We start from the raw sequence: 17877 nt of genomic DNA on the forward strand, positions 1-17877 counted from the left end.
TGTGGGTGGGACGAAATATGTGGATGATCGGGGCTAGTTATAGGGACGGTGCCGATTTCGCAAGGCCAATTTGTGATTTGGCCTCGCCAAACGGCTCTGCTACCCCCACATTGGGACTGGGATGGGTGGTTTCCCGGGCTGCCATCGAAGGTAGCACAGGGTCTATGCAAGTTCGCCATAACTATACCTTGATTGCCCCGACTTCTCCGGATTTGCGGTTTCGACGGGTTTCGGCAGCACTCTGACGTGCGTGGCTTGCCGCCGCGCGCCAACAATAAACGATCAATCACGACACACTACGCGAGCAAACTGAATGTCACTTTCCCCTACCAACAAGATCGCGCTCTTCATCGATGGGGCCAATCTCTACGCGACGGCGAAAACGCTTGGCTTCGATATTGATTACAAGCGCCTGCTGAAGGAATTTCAGAGCCGCGGGACGTTGTTGCGGGCGTTCTACTACACCGCGATCATCGAGGATCAGGAGTATTCCTCGATTCGTCCGTTGATCGATTGGCTGGACTACAACGGCTACACCGTCGTCACCAAGGCGACCAAGGAATTCATCGACGCCTCCGGACGCCGCAAGGTCAAGGGCAACATGGACATCGAGCTCGCCGTGGATGCCATGGAGCTCGCCGAGCATATCGATCAGATGGTGCTGTTCTCGGGTGACGGCGACTTCCGGTCCCTGGTCGAGGCCGTCCAGCGTCGCGGCGTGCGGGTCACCGTGGTCTCCACCATCGCCAGCCAGCCGCCAATGATCGCCGACGAGCTGCGCCGCCAAGCCGACGTCTTCACCGATCTCGTCGAGCTGCAATCCAAGCTCGGCCGCGACCCGTCCGAACGCCCCGCCCCGCGCGACCGCGGCGAGCGTGGTGAACGCCACCACGCCCCGCAATTCCTCCAGCGCGCAACGACCGTGGCGCCGAGGGGTGATGACGACTTCGAGGAGTGAGGCGGCCCGGCCAAGACGCCAGACCCCCACCCTCATCCCCGACCGTGACTGTCCGCTCTGTCCGCGCCTGGTCGCCTTTCGTGGGGCGAACCGCGCGCGTGAGCCGTTGTGGCACAACGCGCCGGTTGCGCCGTTCGGCGACATCCGTGCGCGCCTGCTGATCGTCGGCCTCGCGCCGGGCATGCAGGGAGCCAACCGCACCGGCCGCCCCTTCACCGGCGACTATGCCGGCGACCTGCTCTACGCCACGCTGCTCGAATACGGGTTTGCCAAGGGTACCTATCAAGCGCGGCCCGATGACAGCCTGAAGCTGGTCGATTGCCGCATCGCCAATGCCGTGCATTGCGTTCCGCCGCAGAACAAGCCGCTGCCGGTCGAGATCACCACATGCCGCCAGTTTCTCGTCGCTAATCTGGAGACGATGCCCAAGCTGCGCGCGATCGTGGCGCTCGGGCGGATTGCGCATGACAGCGTGCTCAAGCCGCTCAAGCTGAAGGCCTCTCAGGCTCCCTTCGGCCACGGCGCGGTGCATCAGGCCGGCGCCTTCAGGCTCTACGACAGCTATCACTGCTCCCGCTACAATACGAACACCGGCGTGCTGACGCCGGACATGTTCCGGTCCGTGTTCGCGAAGGTGAAGGCGGATCTCGATTAGGTCTTACCTGGCTGGATTGGCCTTCAGCCATTCCAGCACATCGCCGGCGTTCCGGTCGGGCGGAAACACCGGATAGAACACATGCGTGATCCGGGCATCGTCGATGACCAGCGCGAGGCGCTTGATCAGCGTCAGACCTGCGACCTCCATCGTCGGCAGCTTAAGCGCATGCGTCAGCGCCAGCTTCTCGTCCGAGAGCACCGGAAACGGCAGATGCAGCCGCGAGGCCATCTCGATCTGGTAGTCGTTGCTCTGGGTCGACAGACCGAACACATGCACGGCGCCCGCCGCCTTCAACTCGGCAAACAGATCGCGGAACGCGCAGGTCTGCGGCGTGCAGCCGCGCGCACCCGGGATCATGTCCCAATCATCGACCAACGCGATCTTGCCCGGCTCGCCGGTGCGGGGATAGGCGAACACGACGGTGCGGCCGCGCAGCGCCGACAGCGTGACTGACGTATCGTCGGTCGCGCGCAGGCCAATCGGAGGCAACGTCATGCCCCCGAGATGCGCGGCACCGCCGTCATCGGCCGGCGCGGGAATCTTGCTCCAGTCGACCTCGAGCAGGTTCCTCTGGGTCATCCCGCTACCCCCTCGCCCGCATCAAGCGGCCCTTCTCGCGGCTCCAGTCGCGCTTCTTCTCGGTCTCGCGCTTGTCGTGCAGCTTCTTGCCCTTTGCAACCGCGAGCTGCAATTTGGCCCGACCACGCTCGTTGAAGTACAGCTTGAGCGGGATCAGCGTCATGCCCTCGCGGTCGACCGCGCCCATCAGCTTGTTGATCTGCCGGCGGTGCAGCAGCAGCTTACGCGGCCGCTTGGGCTCGTGGTTGAAGCGGTTGCCCTGGAGATATTCGGGGATGGTGGCGTTGATCAGCCAGATCTCGCCGTTCTTGGAATCGGCATAGGACTCCGCGATCGTGCTTTTGCCGTTGCGGACCGACTTGACCTCGGTGCCGGTCAGCGCGATGCCCGCCTCGATCGTGTCCTCGATGGCGTAGTTGAAGCGGGCCTTGCGGTTTTCCGCCATGACCTTGATCGGACGTTCGTTTTTATCGGCCATGACAGGCAAACCTGATCGAGATGCGCAGCAAAGCTAAGAGTTCGGATGAAGTGCGCGCGTCACTTCTTGAGGAGGTCGCGGATCTCGGTCAGCAGCTCGACCTCGGCCGACGGTTTGGCGGGGACGGCAGGAGCCGCCTCCTCCTTGCGCTTCAACGTGTTCATGGCGCGGATCACCAGGAACAGCACAAAGGCGACGATGATGAAGTTGATCGTCAGCGTCAGGAAGCTGCCGTAAGCAAGCACGGCGCCTTGCTTTTTGGCATCCGCTAAGTTGGTGGCGGTGACCGCCTTCGACAAGGGGATGAAGTAGTTCGAGAAGTCGAGGCCACCGGTCGCGGCGCCGATGATCGGCATGATGACATCGCCGACCAGCGACGTGACGATGGCACCGAAAGCCGCACCGATGATGACGCCGACCGCGAGATCGACGACGTTCCCCTTCATGGCGAACTCGCGGAACTCCTTGAGCATGCGCGCGCCCTTGTCCTCGACGCTCATGGAAGGCTCCCCCGAAAGGCCAACGCGTCAGTTGATCAGGCCAGCGTGAACCATCGCGGTGCGCACGGCAACCCGCGTCGGCTCGGAGACCGGGACCATCGGCAGCCGCAGCGTCTCGTCAAGCTTGCCGAGCAGCGACATCGCATACTTGATGGGCGCCGGGTTGCTTTCGATGAAGAGGTTGTTGTGCAGCGGCATCAGCTTGTCGTGGATCGCGAGCGCCGCCTTGGTGTCGCCCTTCTGCCAGGCGGCGTGGAACTCGGAGCACAGGCGCGGGGCGACGTTCGAGCTCACCGAGATGCAGCCGTGCCCGCCATGGGCCATGTAGCCGAGGATAGTCGCGTCCTCGCCCGAAAGCTGGTTGAAGTCTTCGCCCATCGCCGCCCGCTGCTGCGATACGCGCACCATGCTGGCGGTGGCGTCCTTGACGCCGGCGATGTTCTTCAGCTCCCACAGCCGCTTCATGGTGTCGACCGACATGTCGATCACCGAGCGCGGCGGAATGTTGTAGATGATGATCGGAATCCCGATCGCATCGTTGATCGCCTTGAAGTGCTGGTACATGCCTTCTTGCGTCGGCTTGTTGTAGTAGGGCGTCACGACCAGCACGGCATCCGCGCCCGCCTTCTCGGCGTGCTGGGAGAGCTCGATCGCCTCCTTGGTGGAATTGGAGCCGGCGCCGGCAACAACGGGGACGCGGCCCTTGGCTTCAGCGATGCACCATTCGACGACCTTCTTGTGCTCGTCATGGCTCAGCGTCGGGCTTTCGCCGGTGGTGCCGACCGGGACCAGGCCGTTGGTGCCTTCCGAGATCTGCCAGTTCACCAGGGAGCGGAACGCCGCCTCGTCCAGCCCGCCATTTTTGAACGGCGTGACCAAGGCGGTGAACGATCCCCGGAATTTCGTCTTGGCTGCCATGGACTTCCTCCGTACGCGGCGATCTCTCGAGCAAGCCCCCTTCATATCGGGTCTATCCCGCCGGTAAAAGACCCGCTGCCGTGTGACGCACCGTTTAGGCCGCGATTTTGCCGCGGTGGTGGTGCAAATCGGCCCGAAGTAAGCGGCTGTTGGTATTTTGTCCGCATATTCAATCAAATACAGCTCGATCTTGGACCCACTTGACTGATTCGGGGCGACGAAACGCCGTGACCTCCCTTCCGCGCGCCGCATGGCGATCCCTAGGTCTGATTGTAAGCCTAATGGCAGGGCTGTCGATCGGCTGCGAGGCCTTGGCCAAGCCCAACGAAACGAGCGCGGACGAGGCCAAGAAGTCCGCAAAGCCGGCGGCCAAGGATCAGTCCAAAGGAACAGACAAGGGAACGTCCAAGGATTCCGCCAAGGGCGCCAGCAAGGGTGCGACCAGCGCCCCGGCCAAGGATGCCGCCAAGAAACCTGCCAATGACTCCGCCAAGGACAAGCCGGCAGCGAAGCCAGCGGCGGCATCCAAGCCGGCGGCAGCCTCCAAGCCCGCAGCAGCGGCCCCCGCGCCCAAGCCCCCGGCCGCCAGCGCTTCGGCCCCCAAAACCGCGCCCGCGCCGGCTTCGACAGCGACGATCAGACCGGCCGCTCCGGCCCCGGCCAGACCCGTCGCAGCGCCGGTACTGGCTCCTGCGACCCGACAGCATGCAGCGCCGCGCAAGCCGGCCATCCCGGCCGCGGTCGCAGCGACATCGTCGACGTCGCAAGCCGACAAGGACACGCTGGAGAACGTCATCGAGCTCGTGCGCAAGCGCAAGGCGGCCGACGCCACCAATTACGCGGCTTCGATTTCCGATCCGGTGGCGCGAAAGCTCGCGGAATGGATCATCCTGCGCAGCGAAGATAACGGCGCGACGGTGGAGCGCTATCGCGCGTTCATCTCCGCCAACCCGAGCTGGCCGTCGCAGACCTTCCTGCGCCGGCGCCTCGAGGCTGCGATGTGGGATGATCGGCGCGACGAGTCCGTGGCGTGGTCGTGGTTCGAGAATGAGTCTCCGATCTCCGCCAAGGGCCGCTTCACGCTCGCCAGGGCGTTGCTGGCACGCGGCGACCGCGCCAATGCCGAGCGGTTGGTGCGCGACGCTTGGCGCAGCGATCCGATGTCGGAGGACACCGAGAACAACGCACTCGATCAGTTCGGTGCCCTGCTGACGCCGGGCGATCAGAAGGCGCGGATGGATGCCCTGCTCTACGGCAGCGAGAACGAGGCCGCGCTGCGCGCCGCAAAGCGCCTCGGCGCCGGCTATGTCGCGCTGGCCAAGGCCCGCATCGCCGCGGTCAAGAAGGCGCCGAATGCACGGGCGCTGCTCGATGCGGTGCCGCGCGAGCTGCACAACGATCCCGGCTTCATGTTCAGCAAGATCCAGCTGCTGCGCCGCGAGGAGAAGTTCACTGAGGCTGCCCAGCTCATGCTGGCGGCGCCGAAGGACCCGGGCCGGCTTCACAATCTCGACGAATGGTGGATCGAGCGCCGCCTGCTGGCACGCAAGATGATCGACACCGAGGAATTTCGCAGCGCCTATCTGATCGCACGCGACGCCGCGCTGCCCTCGCGCGACATCTACAAGACCGAGCAGGAGTTCACCGCAGGCTGGATCGCGCTCCGCTTCCTCAACGATCCCGCGACCGCCGCGCAGCATTTTGCGCGCATCGGGGTCGGCAGCGTCAATCCGACCGCGCTGGCGCGTGCCGGCTACTGGCAGGGCCGCGCCGCGGAAGCGATGGGTCGCCAACAGGAGGCCCGCAACGCCTATGCGCGAGCTGCCGAGCAGTCGACCAGCTACTATGGCCAGCTTGCGCGCGCCAAGCTCGGCCTGCCCCAGATCGAACTCAACAGCCAGCCGCGTGGCCGCGGCGCCGAACGGCTGGAGATCGTGCGCGCCGCGCAACTGCTCTACGAACTGGACGAGCGCGAGATGGCGATACCGCTGCTCGCCGACATGGGCGAGAACGGCGATCCCGAAGCGCTTGCCGGCCTCGGCGAGCTGACCCAGCGCTACACCGACGCGCGCGGCATGCTGCTGCTCGGCAAGGCTGCGCTCAACCGTGGCCTGCCGTTCGACTTCTACGCCTACCCCGTCAACGGCATTCCGCAGTTCACACCGATCGGCCCCGAGGTCGAGCGCAGCATCATCTACGCCATCGCGCGGCAGGAGAGCGCGTTCAATCCGTCGGTGGTCTCGCCGGCGCAGGCCTATGGGCTGATGCAGGTGACCCCGGATGCCGCGCGCTATGTCTGCAAGCGGCATGGGGCGACCTACGATCTAAGCCGGCTGAAGAACGATTCGGTCTACAACGCCACGCTCGGCTCGGCCGAGCTCGGCGGACTGCTCGAGGACTATCGCGGCTCCTACATCATGACCTTTGCCGCGTACAACGCCGGCCGCGGCAGCGTGAAGAAGTGGGTCGAGCGCTATGGCGATCCGCGCGATCCCAAGGTCGATGCGGTCGACTGGGTCGAGCTGATCCCGTTCTCCGAGACGCGCAACTACGTGCAGCGGATCATGGAGAACCTTCAGGTCTACCGCGCCCGCTTCGGCGGCGGCACGCGCCTCCAGATCGAGGCCGATCTGCGCCGCGGCGCCGGCAGCGTGGAATAGCGCCATTCTCCTCCGATCTGCTGTCGGAGCATCGGCCGGGAGCGATGCCGTCCGGCCCTGAGTCTCTCGAACGACGTACGAAGCTGTCGCGCACGAAGCTCAAGCCTTCTTTGCGACAGCATATCGCGAGCGAGGGCCACCGAGCTCGCGACGCACGTCGATAAGCTCGCGAGGGTCCGCCCGTTCCCAGGTGCGAGCCGCCTGCTGCTACAGAATCGGATCAGCCGGGTGTTCTGCTGGGCGTCGGCCGTCCGCAGGTCGCAGAGGCCACGCGTCGCGGATGGCTGCAGGCGCCAAGATCCCCTCCGATATCGGGCCACCGGATCGTCACGAAATCCGATCGAGAGAACGGCAGGCCGAGTTGCGCGCGGCGGCACGAAGCGAGAGCTGAGCATTGGCGGCGATCAAGAATGCGGCCAAAAGAAAAGCCCCGGCGGTTTCCCGCCGGGGCTCTCTGTCAGGTCGTTAGACCGAACTTACCAGTTGCGCTGAGCGCGGAGGAGCAGCGTGATGGTGTCCTGATCCTTCAGCTCGTACACGGCAGCCGGCTTGGCCGTCGTGCCGGAACCAGCGTAAGCCACGTTGCCGGAATACTTCTGGTCCAGGTGGGTCCAGTTCAGGTCGGCCGAGAACGTCAGGTTCTTGACCGGGGTCCAGCGGGTAATGATACCGATCTGGCCGATCGCGAAGTCAGGGTTACAACCCGTGACGCCGGCCAGGCCGCCGAACACGCCGCCTGCGCCGCCGGCGCCGCACAGAGTGGTCTTGGCGAGCGTGCCGAACTGCGCCTGAGCGTAGGCACCGTACAGCGCGGTGTTCCAGTAGGGATCCCAGTTGTGGGTGTAAGCGCCACGGAAGCCCCAGGTCTTGACGGTTTCCTGCTGGCTGCCCGTGATGAACACGGTGTCCGGAGCGGTGGCGAAGCCGACGCTCTGGTAGGAACCGTTGCTCGAGCTGCCGAACATCGAGTAGCTGCCGCCCGACAGGTTCTGGAAGTTGTAGCGGGTCGCACCGTCGGTGTAGACGCCCGAAATGTTGATCACGTCACCCGCACCGGTCGGGATGTTCTTGATCGACAGAGCGAGCTGAACCGCCCAACCCCACTTGTCGTCGGGATGGCCAGTCGGCTCGGTCGCGCCGTAGTAAGCGACATGGTTGTCATGCGCGGCGACCGACGCCTGGAAGAGACCCCAAGCCTGGTCGACACGAACCATACCAACGAGGTTCGGCGAACGCGAACCGCCGATGGCGTTGGAGCCATACGAACCGCCGATCATGCCAGCCGCAGTCGCGCCGGTCATGTTCAGGTTGCCGGCCTGGTAGTAGGCCGTCGCGTCTTCCGCCGAGAACGACGCCGTGATGCCCTGACCGAAGTCAGCGGTGTAGGTGAACTGGTTGACACCAGTGACCGTGCCGCTGCCGCCGACGAGGCTGTCGAAGTTGTTGCCGGGATAGTTGGTCCAGGGCGCGTCGAACTGCGACACGGCCTTACCCATGGTGAAGCCGGCGAACTGGATGAAGGCGTAGTACACGCCGAGCGAACCGGCCGAGGTGTTGCCATCGGTGCCGTTGACCGACGAGCCAACGAGAGCCGGGGTCGCACCCGAGGTATTGAGGCCGAGAGCACCGCTGTAGACCGTCGCGCCGGTCGCGCTGCCCAACCCTGAATAGTTGCCGGTCGTCCAGGAGAACACGCCGTCGAAGAAGGTACGGACGACGCCGTACTCGGTCGCAGTGCGGGTGTCGATGTTGAGATCTTCACGAGCACGCATCGTGTAGTAGTTCGTCAGGCGGTTGCGCGCACCGTTGTTGCCGGTGAGCTGGCCGCTGAAGACCGAGTTGGTGTTCAGCGCGACTTCAGCGCGCAGATAACCACCCAGCTTGATGCAGGTATCGGTGCCCGGGATGTAGTAGAAACCCGCACCGTACAGGGAGCAGATCTTCACGTATTCGACCGCCTTGGCCTTCACGGGCAGATCGGCTGCCTGCGCTCCGCCCACGGCGATCAGACCCGCCGCTGAGCCGAGCAAAAGGCTCTTAACCAACTTCATGTTAAACCTCCAAGTTGCTCTTCAGGGAAGGTCACTGACCCGGACGGCCAATTCCCCAACCCCCTCTAAATCACCGCTTTCGGCTCCTTCGCGTCTTCGGACACACCCGCATGAACGCGAGGGACTTAAGCGAATGACCTAAACGGGACGACCTTGGGATGCCCCCCTCCGTCGCTCAGTCACAATTACCGAACGCCCTTGCACACACAACAACAGAACGCTTCGAAACGGGCCGATGGAGCGTGTTTTCCGACGGGTGTTGCACAAACAACACGCAGATGTGATCTCGCCGTCCTCACAACACATTGTTTTTCCTCATCTTTTCAGAGCGGTTCCGCTCGCCACCAAAGTTCCGCATATGTGGCACCTGCGGTGTCACCCGCCCCTGACGAGCTCAGAAGCAGCTCGAATCGCGGGAATCAAAGGAGACTCAAGGGGAAGGAGAAGCACCTTCCGCGACTCTCTATTTGGCCCCGGGCGTGATCAGTTTTGGGCACGGCGCGAACACTCATTATATGGATTGTGGCATTGCCGGATCGGCACCGGGAGCTCAGCCGGCACAGGCGGATTCGGATCCGCGAATCAGGCCGCTCTCGATCGCCAAGAAATTCGTCAATAAATCCAGCTTGTTATGAGAGGGTCGATACCTTCATCGGTGAAACCGTCATTGCCCGGCCTGTCGAATGTTCCCGCCTTCGAGGCAAACCGCTTCATCTCGAAAATCACTGGGAATATTCGAGCAAAAACACGCGCTTCCAAATTGACCGGCCCAAGCAATTAGATGCATAAGGCTCGCACCGGAGAGGTGGCCGAGTGGCTGAAGGCAACGCTTTGCTAAAGCGTCATACGGTCTCAAGCTGTATCGAGGGTTCGAATCCCTCCCTCTCCGCCACCCAACCCCCGAATCAATCCAGGTCTGTGCCGCTCGCCTGAATGCGATCGCGTGCCGGGGAAAGCCCTGCCAAGGATCGGCGCCACGAGCCCGGCCGATTCGCGCTCACCTTATTATATGTCGCAGCTTCTAACGGCCCGACCGCCAGATCCGCCAATGCGAGGGTGAGATCAACACCGCTTCGCCGGCCCAGACGTTGAACCAGACGCCGGATTTACGCCGGCATGGGAACATCCAGGGCACAACACCCGTCTTGTGCAGACGTCCGAGTTCCAGATCGCAATCGTCGGGCGCGATCTGAATCGGCAGCCATTGACCCATGCCTGGGCCGTTCGTGTGAGAGTCGCTCATGCGACACCGGTGTAGAGACCGGCATGAGGCAGGAACTTGATTCTCCGCAATCGGATCGCCCCGTGAGAACACGGAGCCGGATGCGATCCTTGAGCTCACTGGGCCGATACCCACGCCCTCGCCTCGCGCTGCGCGGCCGAGATCTCGGCCTCCGACATCTGCCCGGCGACTTCCTGGCGCAGCGCGACGGCGTCCTTGCGGCCCTTCAGCGCGGCGAGGTTGAACCATTTATGTGCGGCGATCAGATCGACGAGGCCGGCGCGGCCGCTCGCCCAGTAGATCCCGCGCTCGAACAGCACGTCCGAGAGCGCGCTTGCGTCGATCGGCGTCGCCGTCTCCAGATCGAAAGTACCCTGAAACATGTCGCATCCCCTTTTTCTTATGCCGCCTCGTTCCCCCGAGCGCGGCTCCCGTCCAAATCGTTGTTCAACTCATCCCCGAGTCTTCTTGCCCATGCCGTTTGCCGGCTTGTTGGAGGCGATGATGGCGGGCAAATTTGAATGGCAGTTTAAGTATCGGGATGAAGCAGACGTAAACGCGGGCGCGCGGCGCCGACGCGCAGAATCCCGTGATTTGCAGGCACTTCTGCGATTCGTGAGATTCTGTTTACCGCAGGATTTCAGGACATCGATAACCATCGCGCGCGGTTGGATGCGCCGTGACGTGCCGCATGCCGCTCGTCGTCGCCACATGCGCAGACGGGGCGCCCCGATATCCCGACTGACGGCAGTCATCCCACCGACAGGCCGCGACGGACTGGATCGGCGGTCGGAGCCGGGCGATGACGCCGGGAATCAGACGTGGCGTGCGACGGTGCAATCAGCCGCAGCCCTCGCCTGTACAAGGACACGGCAAGACGTCAGCGCGACGGCGTCGCGGTCAGATCAACAATGTCTGGAAAAGGAATGCCGGCAATACCCCGGCCTCAGGAGAACGAGGGCGTCGGCGAACACGTCAGGACCAGATTCCACGTTGGCCCGAAGGCCGCTTGTGAAATTGCGGAGCCCCTTGCGGAGAACCACACCGAACGAAGAAAACCTGTTTCTTCTGCCGGACCGCGAAAGAGCGATCCGACCGTTGACCTGATGTCTCGCCGACACCCTCTATCGTCGACCAGAACCATTAGAAGGCGCTGATGACGTGCCGGCTCATGGAGCCGGCAACTTCAGAAGCGAAGTTACTTCTTCTTCGCGACCTTGCGGGTCTTCTTCGCAGTCTTCTTCACTGCGCTCTTCGCCTTCTTCGCCTTCTTCGCCTTCTTCGCTTTCTTGGCCATGTTGCCCTCCGATGTGTGAGATGGCTTTAATCGCTGCGTGCACTCGGGGATCGAATGCACTTCATCCCGAATACACCAACACGAAGAAAAAAACAGCGTCTCGCTTAAAGAAGTGTTGACGACGCAACGCACGTGCGCTTGGCCGGCGCGATGCAAGCGCACTGCATGACATGTGCTCGCGACGACGGAGGGTGAGCACATCGTCGCTGTTTGCGAGCAATGCGATTGCGGAAAAACACTATGCAGCAAGTATTTTTCTGTACGCGCGCATCGCGCATGATCGACGTGCACACGTGCATCGCAGATCGCGCGATCGCCTCGCAAAGGCGTTTCGCGGACTCTGAGTCGCGATTTTTGGCAACGAAAATATTTTCATGCTTAACGGCGCGAACGCTGGTCGGAGCGTGCGCAAGCCGCCGTTTTGCGCGAATCGCGTGACGGCGATTCGCTCGCCGCATCGCCGTCGTCAGGATGAAGTTTGCCGTTCGAGGATGCGCGCGAGCGTCGCACCGGATGCCGGACGCGAGGTGACGATGCGCGCGTCCATCACCTCGCTCGAACGTGTGAGGCTGCTAGACGCCGAGCTTGGACTTGAGCAGCTCGTTGACGCTCTGCGGGTTGGCCTTGCCGCCGGACGCCTTCATCACCTGGCCGACGAACCAGCCGAGCGACTGCGGCTTGTCCTTCACCTGCGCAGCCTTGTCAGGATTGGCCGCGATGATGTCGTCGACAACCTTTTCGATCGCCGAAAGATCCGTGACCTGCTTCATGCCGCGGCTTTCCACCAGCGCGCGGGGATCGCCGCCCTCCTGCCAGACGATCTCGAACAGATCCTTGGCGATCTTGCCCGAGATCGTGCCCTCGCCGATCAGGTCGATGATCGCAGCGAGCTGCTCCGCGCTCACCGGAGAGGCCGTAATATCCCGGCCTTCCTTGTTGAGACGGCCGAACAGCTCGTTGATCACCCAGTTCGCGGCCATCTTGCCGTCACGCGCGCGGTTGCCGAGCCTGTCGAGCACGGTCTCGTAGAACACCGCGCTCTCGCGCTCGGCGACCAGCACGCTCGCGTCATAGGCCGACAGGCCGAAATCGGCGACGAAGCGCGTCTTCTTCTGGTCCGGCAGCTCCGGCAGCTCAGCCTTCAGCTCGTCGACGAAGCCCTGGCTGAACTCCAGCGGCAGCAGGTCGGGATCGGGGAAGTAACGATAGTCGTGCGCCTCTTCCTTCGAGCGCATCGAGCGTGTCTCGCCCTTGTTGGGGTCGTAGAGCCGCGTCTCCTGGTCGATCGCTCCACCGTCCTCGATGATCTCGATCTGACGCCGCGCCTCGTACTCGATCGCCTGGCCGATGAAGTTGATCGAGTTCATGTTCTTGATCTCGCAGCGCGTGCCGAGCGGCCCGCCGGGCTTCCGCACCGAGACGTTGACGTCGGCGCGCAGGCTTCCCTTCTCCATGTCGCCGTCGCAGGTGCCGAGATAGCGCAGGATCGAGCGCAGCTTGGTCACATAGGCCTTAGCCTGCTCGGCGTCGCGGATGTCGGGCTTGGAGACGATCTCCATCAGCGCCACGCCGGAGCGATTGAGATCGACATTCGACATGGTCGGCGACCGGTCGTGCAGCAACTTGCCGGCGTCCTGCTCCAGATGGAGCCGCTCGATGCCGATGCTGACGCTGCGGCCGCCGTCGAGCTCGACCAGCACCTCGCCCTCGCCGACGATCGGAGACTTGTACTGGCTGATCTGGTAGCCCTGCGGCAGGTCCGGATAGAAATAATTCTTGCGGTCGAACACCGAACGCAGATTGATCTTCGCGTTGAGCCCGAGCCCGGTCCGGACAGCCTGCCTGACGCATTCCTCGTTGATGACGGGCAGCATGCCGGGCATCGCGGCGTCCACCAGCGACACATGGCTGTTCGGCTCGCCTCCGAACGCGGTCGAGGCGCCCGAGAAAAGCTTCGAGTTAGACGTCACCTGGGCATGGATCTCCATGCCGATCACCATCTCCCAGTCACCGGTGGCGCCCTTGAGAAGCTTGTGCGTGGCCGTGCTCATGTCTTGCTCCCGAGCAGCGTGGCAGCGATCCGCTCCCACTCTGCTTCCAATGAATCCTTTGCCGCGGGCTGACCGGCCTGGCGGTACCAGTAGCCGGCATTGCCGAGATCGCCTTCGACGCGGTGCAGATAGGCATGCACCCAGGCCGCCTCACGGCTGCTCTCGTCCTGGACGATCTTGTGTGCGCGGTCCCAGTCGCCCTTCGCCGCCCACCAGAGGCCGGCGAGCGGCGCGTTCAGTTCCGGCGCAGGCGCCGCGCCGTCGAGGCTCGCGATGAAATCAGCGACATTCACCACCACCTCGCGGGCGTGAAGCGGCCGGCGGCCTGCTCGATGACGTCGCCGAGCGAGAACAGCGTTTCCTCGTCGAAGGGACGGCCGATCAGTTGCAAGCCGAGCGGCAGGCCCTGCGCGTCCTTACCCGCGGGCACGGCAATGCCCGGCAGGCCCGCCATGTTCACCGTCACCGTGAAGATGTCGTTGAGATACATCTCGACGGGGTCTGCACCGCCCTTCTCTCCGATGCCGAAGGCCGCCGACGGTGTTGCCGGCGTGAGGATCGCGTCGACGCCCCTCGCGAAACAATCCTCAAAATCCTTCTTGATCAGAGTGCGCACCTTCTGGGCCCGCAAGTAATACGCATCATAATAGCCCGCCGAGAGCACATAGGTGCCGATCATGACACGGCGGCGCACCTCCGCGCCAAAACCTTCGGCGCGGGTGTTCTCGTACTGCTCGATGATGTTCTTACCGGACTCGCGCAGGCCGTAGCGCACGCCGTCATAGCGCGCGAGGTTGGACGAGGCCTCGGCAGGGGCCACGATATAATAAGCCGGCAGCGCGTATTTGGTATGCGGCAGCGACACCTCGACGAGCTCGGCGCCGGCCGCCTTCAGCCACGCTGCGCCCTCGCTCCACAGCTTCTCGATCTCGCCCGGCATGCCGTCGAGACGATACTCCTTGGGGATGCCGATCTTCATACCCTTTACGGACTTGCCGATCGCGGCCTCGTAGTCAGGCACGGGGATGTCGACGGAGGTCGTGTCCTTCGGATCGTGGCCGGCCATCGAGCGCAGCAGCATTGCGGCATCGCGCACGCTGCGTGCGATCGGACCGGCCTGATCGAGCGAGGAGGCAAACGCGACGATGCCCCAGCGCGAGCAGCGGCCATAGGTCGGCTTGATGCCGACGGTTGCGGTGAACGCAGCCGGCTGGCGGATCGAGCCGCCGGTATCGGTTGCGGTCGCGCCCATGCAGAGCAGCGCCGCCACCGCCGAGGCCGAGCCGCCGGACGAGCCGCCCGGCACCAGTGTCGTGTTGCTTCCCTCGCGCCGCCAGGGATTGCCGACAGGGCCGAAGCACGAGGTCTCGTTTGCCGAGCCCATCGCGAACTCGTCATTGTTGAGCTTGCCGAGCATCACCGCGCCGTCGCGCCAGAGCTGCGAGGTGACGGTGGACTCATAGGTCGGCACGAAATTGTCGAGGATCTTCGAGCAGGCCGTGGTGCGCACGCCCTTGGTCGCGAACAGATCCTTGATGCCGAGCGGGATGCCGGCGAGCGGCCCGCCCTCACCCTTGGCGATCTTCTCGTCCACGGCCTTGGCCATGGCGCGCGCCTGGTCCGGCGTCTCCATCACGAAGGCATTGAGCACGCGCGCGGCCTCGATCGCGGAAAGATGCGCGTCGGTCAGCTCGAGTGACGTGAAAGTCTTGTCGGCGAGACCCTTGCGGGCCTCGGCGAGCGTCAGCGATGTCAAATCGGTCATTTATTGATCGGGCTGCAGAAGAACGGAGACAGGGTCTTGTCATTGGCCGGGTCGTCTTTTTTGGCGGCCGCATTCGCGGCGGCCTCGAGCTCGTCGAGCACGGCATTGACGGCGACATTGGGATCGGCAGCCTTGCCCTGCCGCTCCATCTTGTCGAGATAGTTCATGTAGGCCTGATAGGCCTTTTCATCGTCGCAAAGCAGACACATCGGGCAGCGTCCTGAATTGAAGACTTACTCGACGACCTTCGGCACCAGGAAGAAATGGCCTTCGGTCGCGGGCGCGTTGGCAACGATATCGTCGGCGATCTCGCCGTCATTGACCACGTCTTGCCGCTTCTTCATCTGCATCGGGGTGACCGAGGTCATCGGCTCCACGCCCTCGACATTGACCTCCGAGAGCTGCTCGACGAAGGCGAGCATGGCGTTGAGCTCGCCCTGCAGATGCGGAACCTCGTCCTCGGAAACCGCAATGCGCGCCAGATGCGCGATGCGGCGGACGGTAGCGGCGTCGACGGACATTATATAAGGCCTCTCACGGCAAAACCTATGTGCCGTATAGCAGAGGCCGGTTTTGCGCCGCAACCGGCGCTTCCTACCTATCCCGCCAGCGCTTTCAGGCGGGTCAGAGCCGATTTGGCGAGATCTCGGGTCAGTTCAGCCGCCGGGATCTCGCGGCCCAGCGCCACGGCCTGGCCTGCCCAGAGATTGGTGAAATCCACCCTGCCCTGCTTTTCGGCCGCCGCCTTCAGCGGCCCAAGCGCGGTCGCGGCATGGGGAAACGGCGGCGCATCCGGCGACACCGGGCCCGCCTCGCGCATCAGGCGGTTCTGCACGCCACGCGCAGGACGGCCGGTCATGACATTGGTGATGACGGTGGAATCGTCCCGAGCCTCGGCGAGCGCCTTGCGGCCGCCCGCGCTGACCTTGGATTCCGGACAGCGCAAGTAAGCGCTGCCGATCTGCACGCCGCATGCCCCGAGCGCAAAGGCCGCAGCAATGCCGCGCCCGTCGGCAATGCCGCCGGCCGCGATCACCGGCACCTTCACGGCATCGACGACCTGCGGCACCAGGGCGAAGGTGCCGGGCTGCTCGGCGATCTTGTCCGTCAGGAACATGCCGCGATGGCCGCCAGCCTCCGCGCCCTGCGCAATGACGGCGTCGACGCCGTGCTGCTCGAGCCAGACTGCTTCCTTCACTGTCGTCGCTGAGGAGATGACGCGGCAGCCGGCCGCCTTCACCCGCTTGAGCAGCGCCTGCTCCGGCAGGCCGAAATGGAAGCTGACGACTTCGGGCTTCAACTCCTCGACGACTTCGCAGAAGGCGGCATCGAACGGGGCGCGGTTGGCCGCGGCGATCTGCGCCGCCGGATCGAGACCATGCTCGGTGTAATAGTCCATCAGCCGCTGCTTCCAGCGCGCCTCAGCCTCGGCCGTCAGGTCGACCGGTGTGTGGCAGAAGAAGTTCATGTTGACCGGCGCCTTCACGCGCTGGCGGATCAGACCGACCTGCTCGCGCGCCTTCTCCGGCGAGAGCATCGCACTCGGCAGCGAGCCGAGTCCGCCGCCTTGCGCGACCGCAACCACGAGCTCCGCATCCATCACGCCGGCCATCGGCGCCAGCACGATCGGGAATTCGGTCTTGAAGAGGTCGATCAGTCGACGGTCAGGCCACATGGTTTTGTCCTCTCAGTTCAGGCGACCGACGCGATCGAGTTGCGCCGTCCGACAAGGAGCTGCTCCGCCTCAACCGCGATCCGCTCGACGATCTCGGCCGCGGGGGGAATATCATGGATCAGTCCGACCGCCTCGCCCGCGATCACGGCCGCGACGTCGAAATTGCCGGCGGCCTTTGCCGCGGCATACTCCGCCGCGACCGCGGCGACATTCTGCATCAGCTCGACCTCGCGCCCGATCCAGCGCCTCGCATGGTCATTGATCAGGCATCGCCCGGTAAACGGCGCCGGCCAGACATTGTTGCGGGAGAGATCGAAGATGATCCCGCGCACGGTCGAGCCGCTGCTTGCCGCGCATATGCGCCGCTTGGCTTCCTCCGCGCCATCGGCCTCCCGGCTCGCATAGAAGCGCGTGCCCAGCAGCACGCCGCTCGCACCCAGCATCATCATGGCGGCAAGCCCGCGACCGTCGGCGATGCCGCCGGCCGCAACGACAGGCGCGCGTCCTGCGACGAGATCAACGATCGCAGGCACGAGATCGACGGTGCTACGCGAGGCACCGTGCCCACCTGCCTCCGTTCCCTGCGCGATCAGGATGTCGGCGCCGGCGTCGAGCGCCTGCCGCGCCATCGCTTCGTCCTGCACCTGGCAGATCAGGCGCGCACCGGCTGACTTGATCTTCGGCGCGAACGGCGCGGGATCGCCGAACGACAACATGATCGCGGATGGTCTTACGGCGAGCGCGATGTCGAGAAGCTCGGGCCGCTTGGCGAGGCTCCAGGTGATGAAACCGATCCCGAACGGTGCCGACAATCCCGCGAGTTTCGCGGTCTCCTGCTCCAGCCACGCCCTCTCGCCATAGCCGCCGCCCAGAATGCCGAATCCGCCTGCGCCACTCACGGCCATCACCAGACGGCTGCCGGCGATGACATCCATCGGCGCCAGCAAAATCGGATGCCTGATCTCCAGCAACTCCGTCAGCGACGTCACAATGGACATGGTCCCTCTCCCGATCTGGACAGCGAGCGTAAGCGCGACTAACATTCGCGAAAAATGAATTCTTGTG

16 protein-coding genes and 1 tRNA gene are annotated in these 17877 nt (G+C 63.9%); 4 read left to right on the plus strand and 13 right to left on the minus strand.

What is annotated here, in order from left to right:
* The first annotated feature begins 313 nt into the window (after positions 1-313).
* Together BCCGELA001_RS21555 and BCCGELA001_RS21560 are read left to right on the plus strand one after the other, a co-directional pair.
* Positions 314-958 carry a LabA-like NYN domain-containing protein gene (locus BCCGELA001_RS21555; protein ID WP_060736267.1) on the plus strand — a complete coding sequence of 215 codons (645 nt, stop codon included), beginning with the start codon at positions 314-316 and terminating at the stop codon, positions 956-958.
* Entirely contained in the window at positions 939-1613 is a 675-nt protein-coding gene (locus tag BCCGELA001_RS21560) for a uracil-DNA glycosylase (protein WP_060737765.1), read from the plus strand. The genes BCCGELA001_RS21555 and BCCGELA001_RS21560 overlap by 20 nt, the downstream gene beginning before the upstream one ends.
* Positions 1614-1616: 3 nt before the next feature.
* On the opposite strand, the gene BCCGELA001_RS21565 is transcribed toward BCCGELA001_RS21560, so the two are convergent.
* Genes BCCGELA001_RS21565 through dapA form a run of 4 tightly spaced genes read right to left on the minus strand, consistent with a single transcriptional unit; the run spans position 1617 to position 4091 of the window.
* Entirely contained in the window at positions 1617-2195 is a 579-nt protein-coding gene (locus tag BCCGELA001_RS21565; protein ID WP_008548328.1) for a peroxiredoxin, read from the minus strand.
* A gap of 4 nt (positions 2196-2199) precedes the next feature.
* Complete coding sequence (gene smpB / locus BCCGELA001_RS21570) at positions 2200-2673, minus strand: SsrA-binding protein SmpB (RefSeq protein WP_008548329.1); 474 nt, start codon at positions 2671-2673, stop codon at positions 2200-2202.
* 59 nt (positions 2674-2732) lie between these two features.
* On the minus strand, positions 2733-3146 hold the full coding sequence (gene mscL, locus BCCGELA001_RS21575) for a large conductance mechanosensitive channel protein MscL (RefSeq protein ID WP_008548332.1): 414 nt from the start codon (positions 3144-3146) through the stop codon (positions 2733-2735).
* A 54-nt stretch (positions 3147-3200) separates the two neighbouring features.
* Positions 3201-4091: a 4-hydroxy-tetrahydrodipicolinate synthase gene (dapA, locus tag BCCGELA001_RS21580; RefSeq protein WP_008548334.1), complete on the minus strand. Its 891-nt coding sequence runs from the start codon at positions 4089-4091 to the stop codon at positions 3201-3203.
* Positions 4092-4372: 281 nt separating this feature from the next.
* On the opposite strand from dapA, the gene BCCGELA001_RS21585 reads away from it, so the two are divergent.
* On the plus strand, positions 4373-6751 hold the full coding sequence (locus BCCGELA001_RS21585; RefSeq protein WP_060736268.1) for a lytic transglycosylase domain-containing protein: 2379 nt from the start codon (positions 4373-4375) through the stop codon (positions 6749-6751).
* A gap of 476 nt (positions 6752-7227) precedes the next feature.
* Here BCCGELA001_RS21585 and BCCGELA001_RS21590 read toward each other — a convergent pair whose 3' ends face one another.
* The gene (locus BCCGELA001_RS21590; protein WP_060736269.1) at positions 7228-8802 is read right to left on the minus strand and encodes a porin; all 1575 of its coding nucleotides are present in this window, start codon (positions 8800-8802) and stop codon (positions 7228-7230) included.
* A 799-nt stretch (positions 8803-9601) separates the two neighbouring features.
* Between BCCGELA001_RS21590 and BCCGELA001_RS21595 the strand changes: the two genes are divergently transcribed.
* A tRNA-Ser gene (locus BCCGELA001_RS21595) sits at positions 9602-9694 on the plus strand.
* Between the two features lie 446 nt (positions 9695-10140).
* Here the strand turns inward: BCCGELA001_RS21595 and BCCGELA001_RS21605 are convergent.
* The 8 genes from BCCGELA001_RS21605 to BCCGELA001_RS21640 all read right to left on the minus strand — a co-directional run bounded on the left by BCCGELA001_RS21605 (position 10141) and on the right by BCCGELA001_RS21640 (position 17810).
* Positions 10141-10407, minus strand: coding sequence for a hypothetical protein (locus BCCGELA001_RS21605; protein ID WP_008548364.1), 267 nt, complete (start codon positions 10405-10407; stop codon positions 10141-10143).
* A gap of 1486 nt (positions 10408-11893) precedes the next feature.
* Complete coding sequence (gene gatB, locus BCCGELA001_RS21610; protein WP_060736271.1) at positions 11894-13372, minus strand: Asp-tRNA(Asn)/Glu-tRNA(Gln) amidotransferase subunit GatB; 1479 nt, start codon at positions 13370-13372, stop codon at positions 11894-11896.
* Positions 13369-13671 (minus strand): hypothetical protein, encoded by a 303-nt coding sequence (locus BCCGELA001_RS21615; protein ID WP_144441405.1) that lies wholly within the window; start codon positions 13669-13671, stop codon positions 13369-13371. The genes gatB and BCCGELA001_RS21615 overlap by 4 nt, the downstream gene beginning before the upstream one ends.
* On the minus strand, positions 13662-15137 hold the full coding sequence (gene gatA, locus BCCGELA001_RS21620) for an Asp-tRNA(Asn)/Glu-tRNA(Gln) amidotransferase subunit GatA (protein WP_060736272.1): 1476 nt from the start codon (positions 15135-15137) through the stop codon (positions 13662-13664). Before gatA ends, BCCGELA001_RS21615 begins: the two co-directional genes overlap by 10 nt.
* Positions 15134-15346 carry a hypothetical protein gene (locus BCCGELA001_RS21625; protein ID WP_008548392.1) on the minus strand — a complete coding sequence of 71 codons (213 nt, stop codon included), beginning with the start codon at positions 15344-15346 and terminating at the stop codon, positions 15134-15136. The genes gatA and BCCGELA001_RS21625 overlap by 4 nt, the downstream gene beginning before the upstream one ends.
* Before the next feature lie 24 nt (positions 15347-15370).
* Positions 15371-15658 carry an Asp-tRNA(Asn)/Glu-tRNA(Gln) amidotransferase subunit GatC gene (gene gatC / locus BCCGELA001_RS21630; RefSeq protein ID WP_008548395.1) on the minus strand — a complete coding sequence of 96 codons (288 nt, stop codon included), beginning with the start codon at positions 15656-15658 and terminating at the stop codon, positions 15371-15373.
* Positions 15659-15735: 77 nt separating this feature from the next.
* The gene (locus BCCGELA001_RS21635; protein WP_008548397.1) at positions 15736-16812 is read right to left on the minus strand and encodes an NAD(P)H-dependent flavin oxidoreductase; all 1077 of its coding nucleotides are present in this window, start codon (positions 16810-16812) and stop codon (positions 15736-15738) included.
* 17 nt (positions 16813-16829) lie between these two features.
* Positions 16830-17810 carry an NAD(P)H-dependent flavin oxidoreductase gene (locus tag BCCGELA001_RS21640; protein ID WP_008548398.1) on the minus strand — a complete coding sequence of 327 codons (981 nt, stop codon included), beginning with the start codon at positions 17808-17810 and terminating at the stop codon, positions 16830-16832.
* Between the last annotated feature and the right edge of the window lie 67 nt (positions 17811-17877).

Source organism: Bradyrhizobium sp. CCGE-LA001 (assembly GCF_000296215.2).
GTDB lineage: Bacteria > Pseudomonadota > Alphaproteobacteria > Rhizobiales > Xanthobacteraceae > Bradyrhizobium.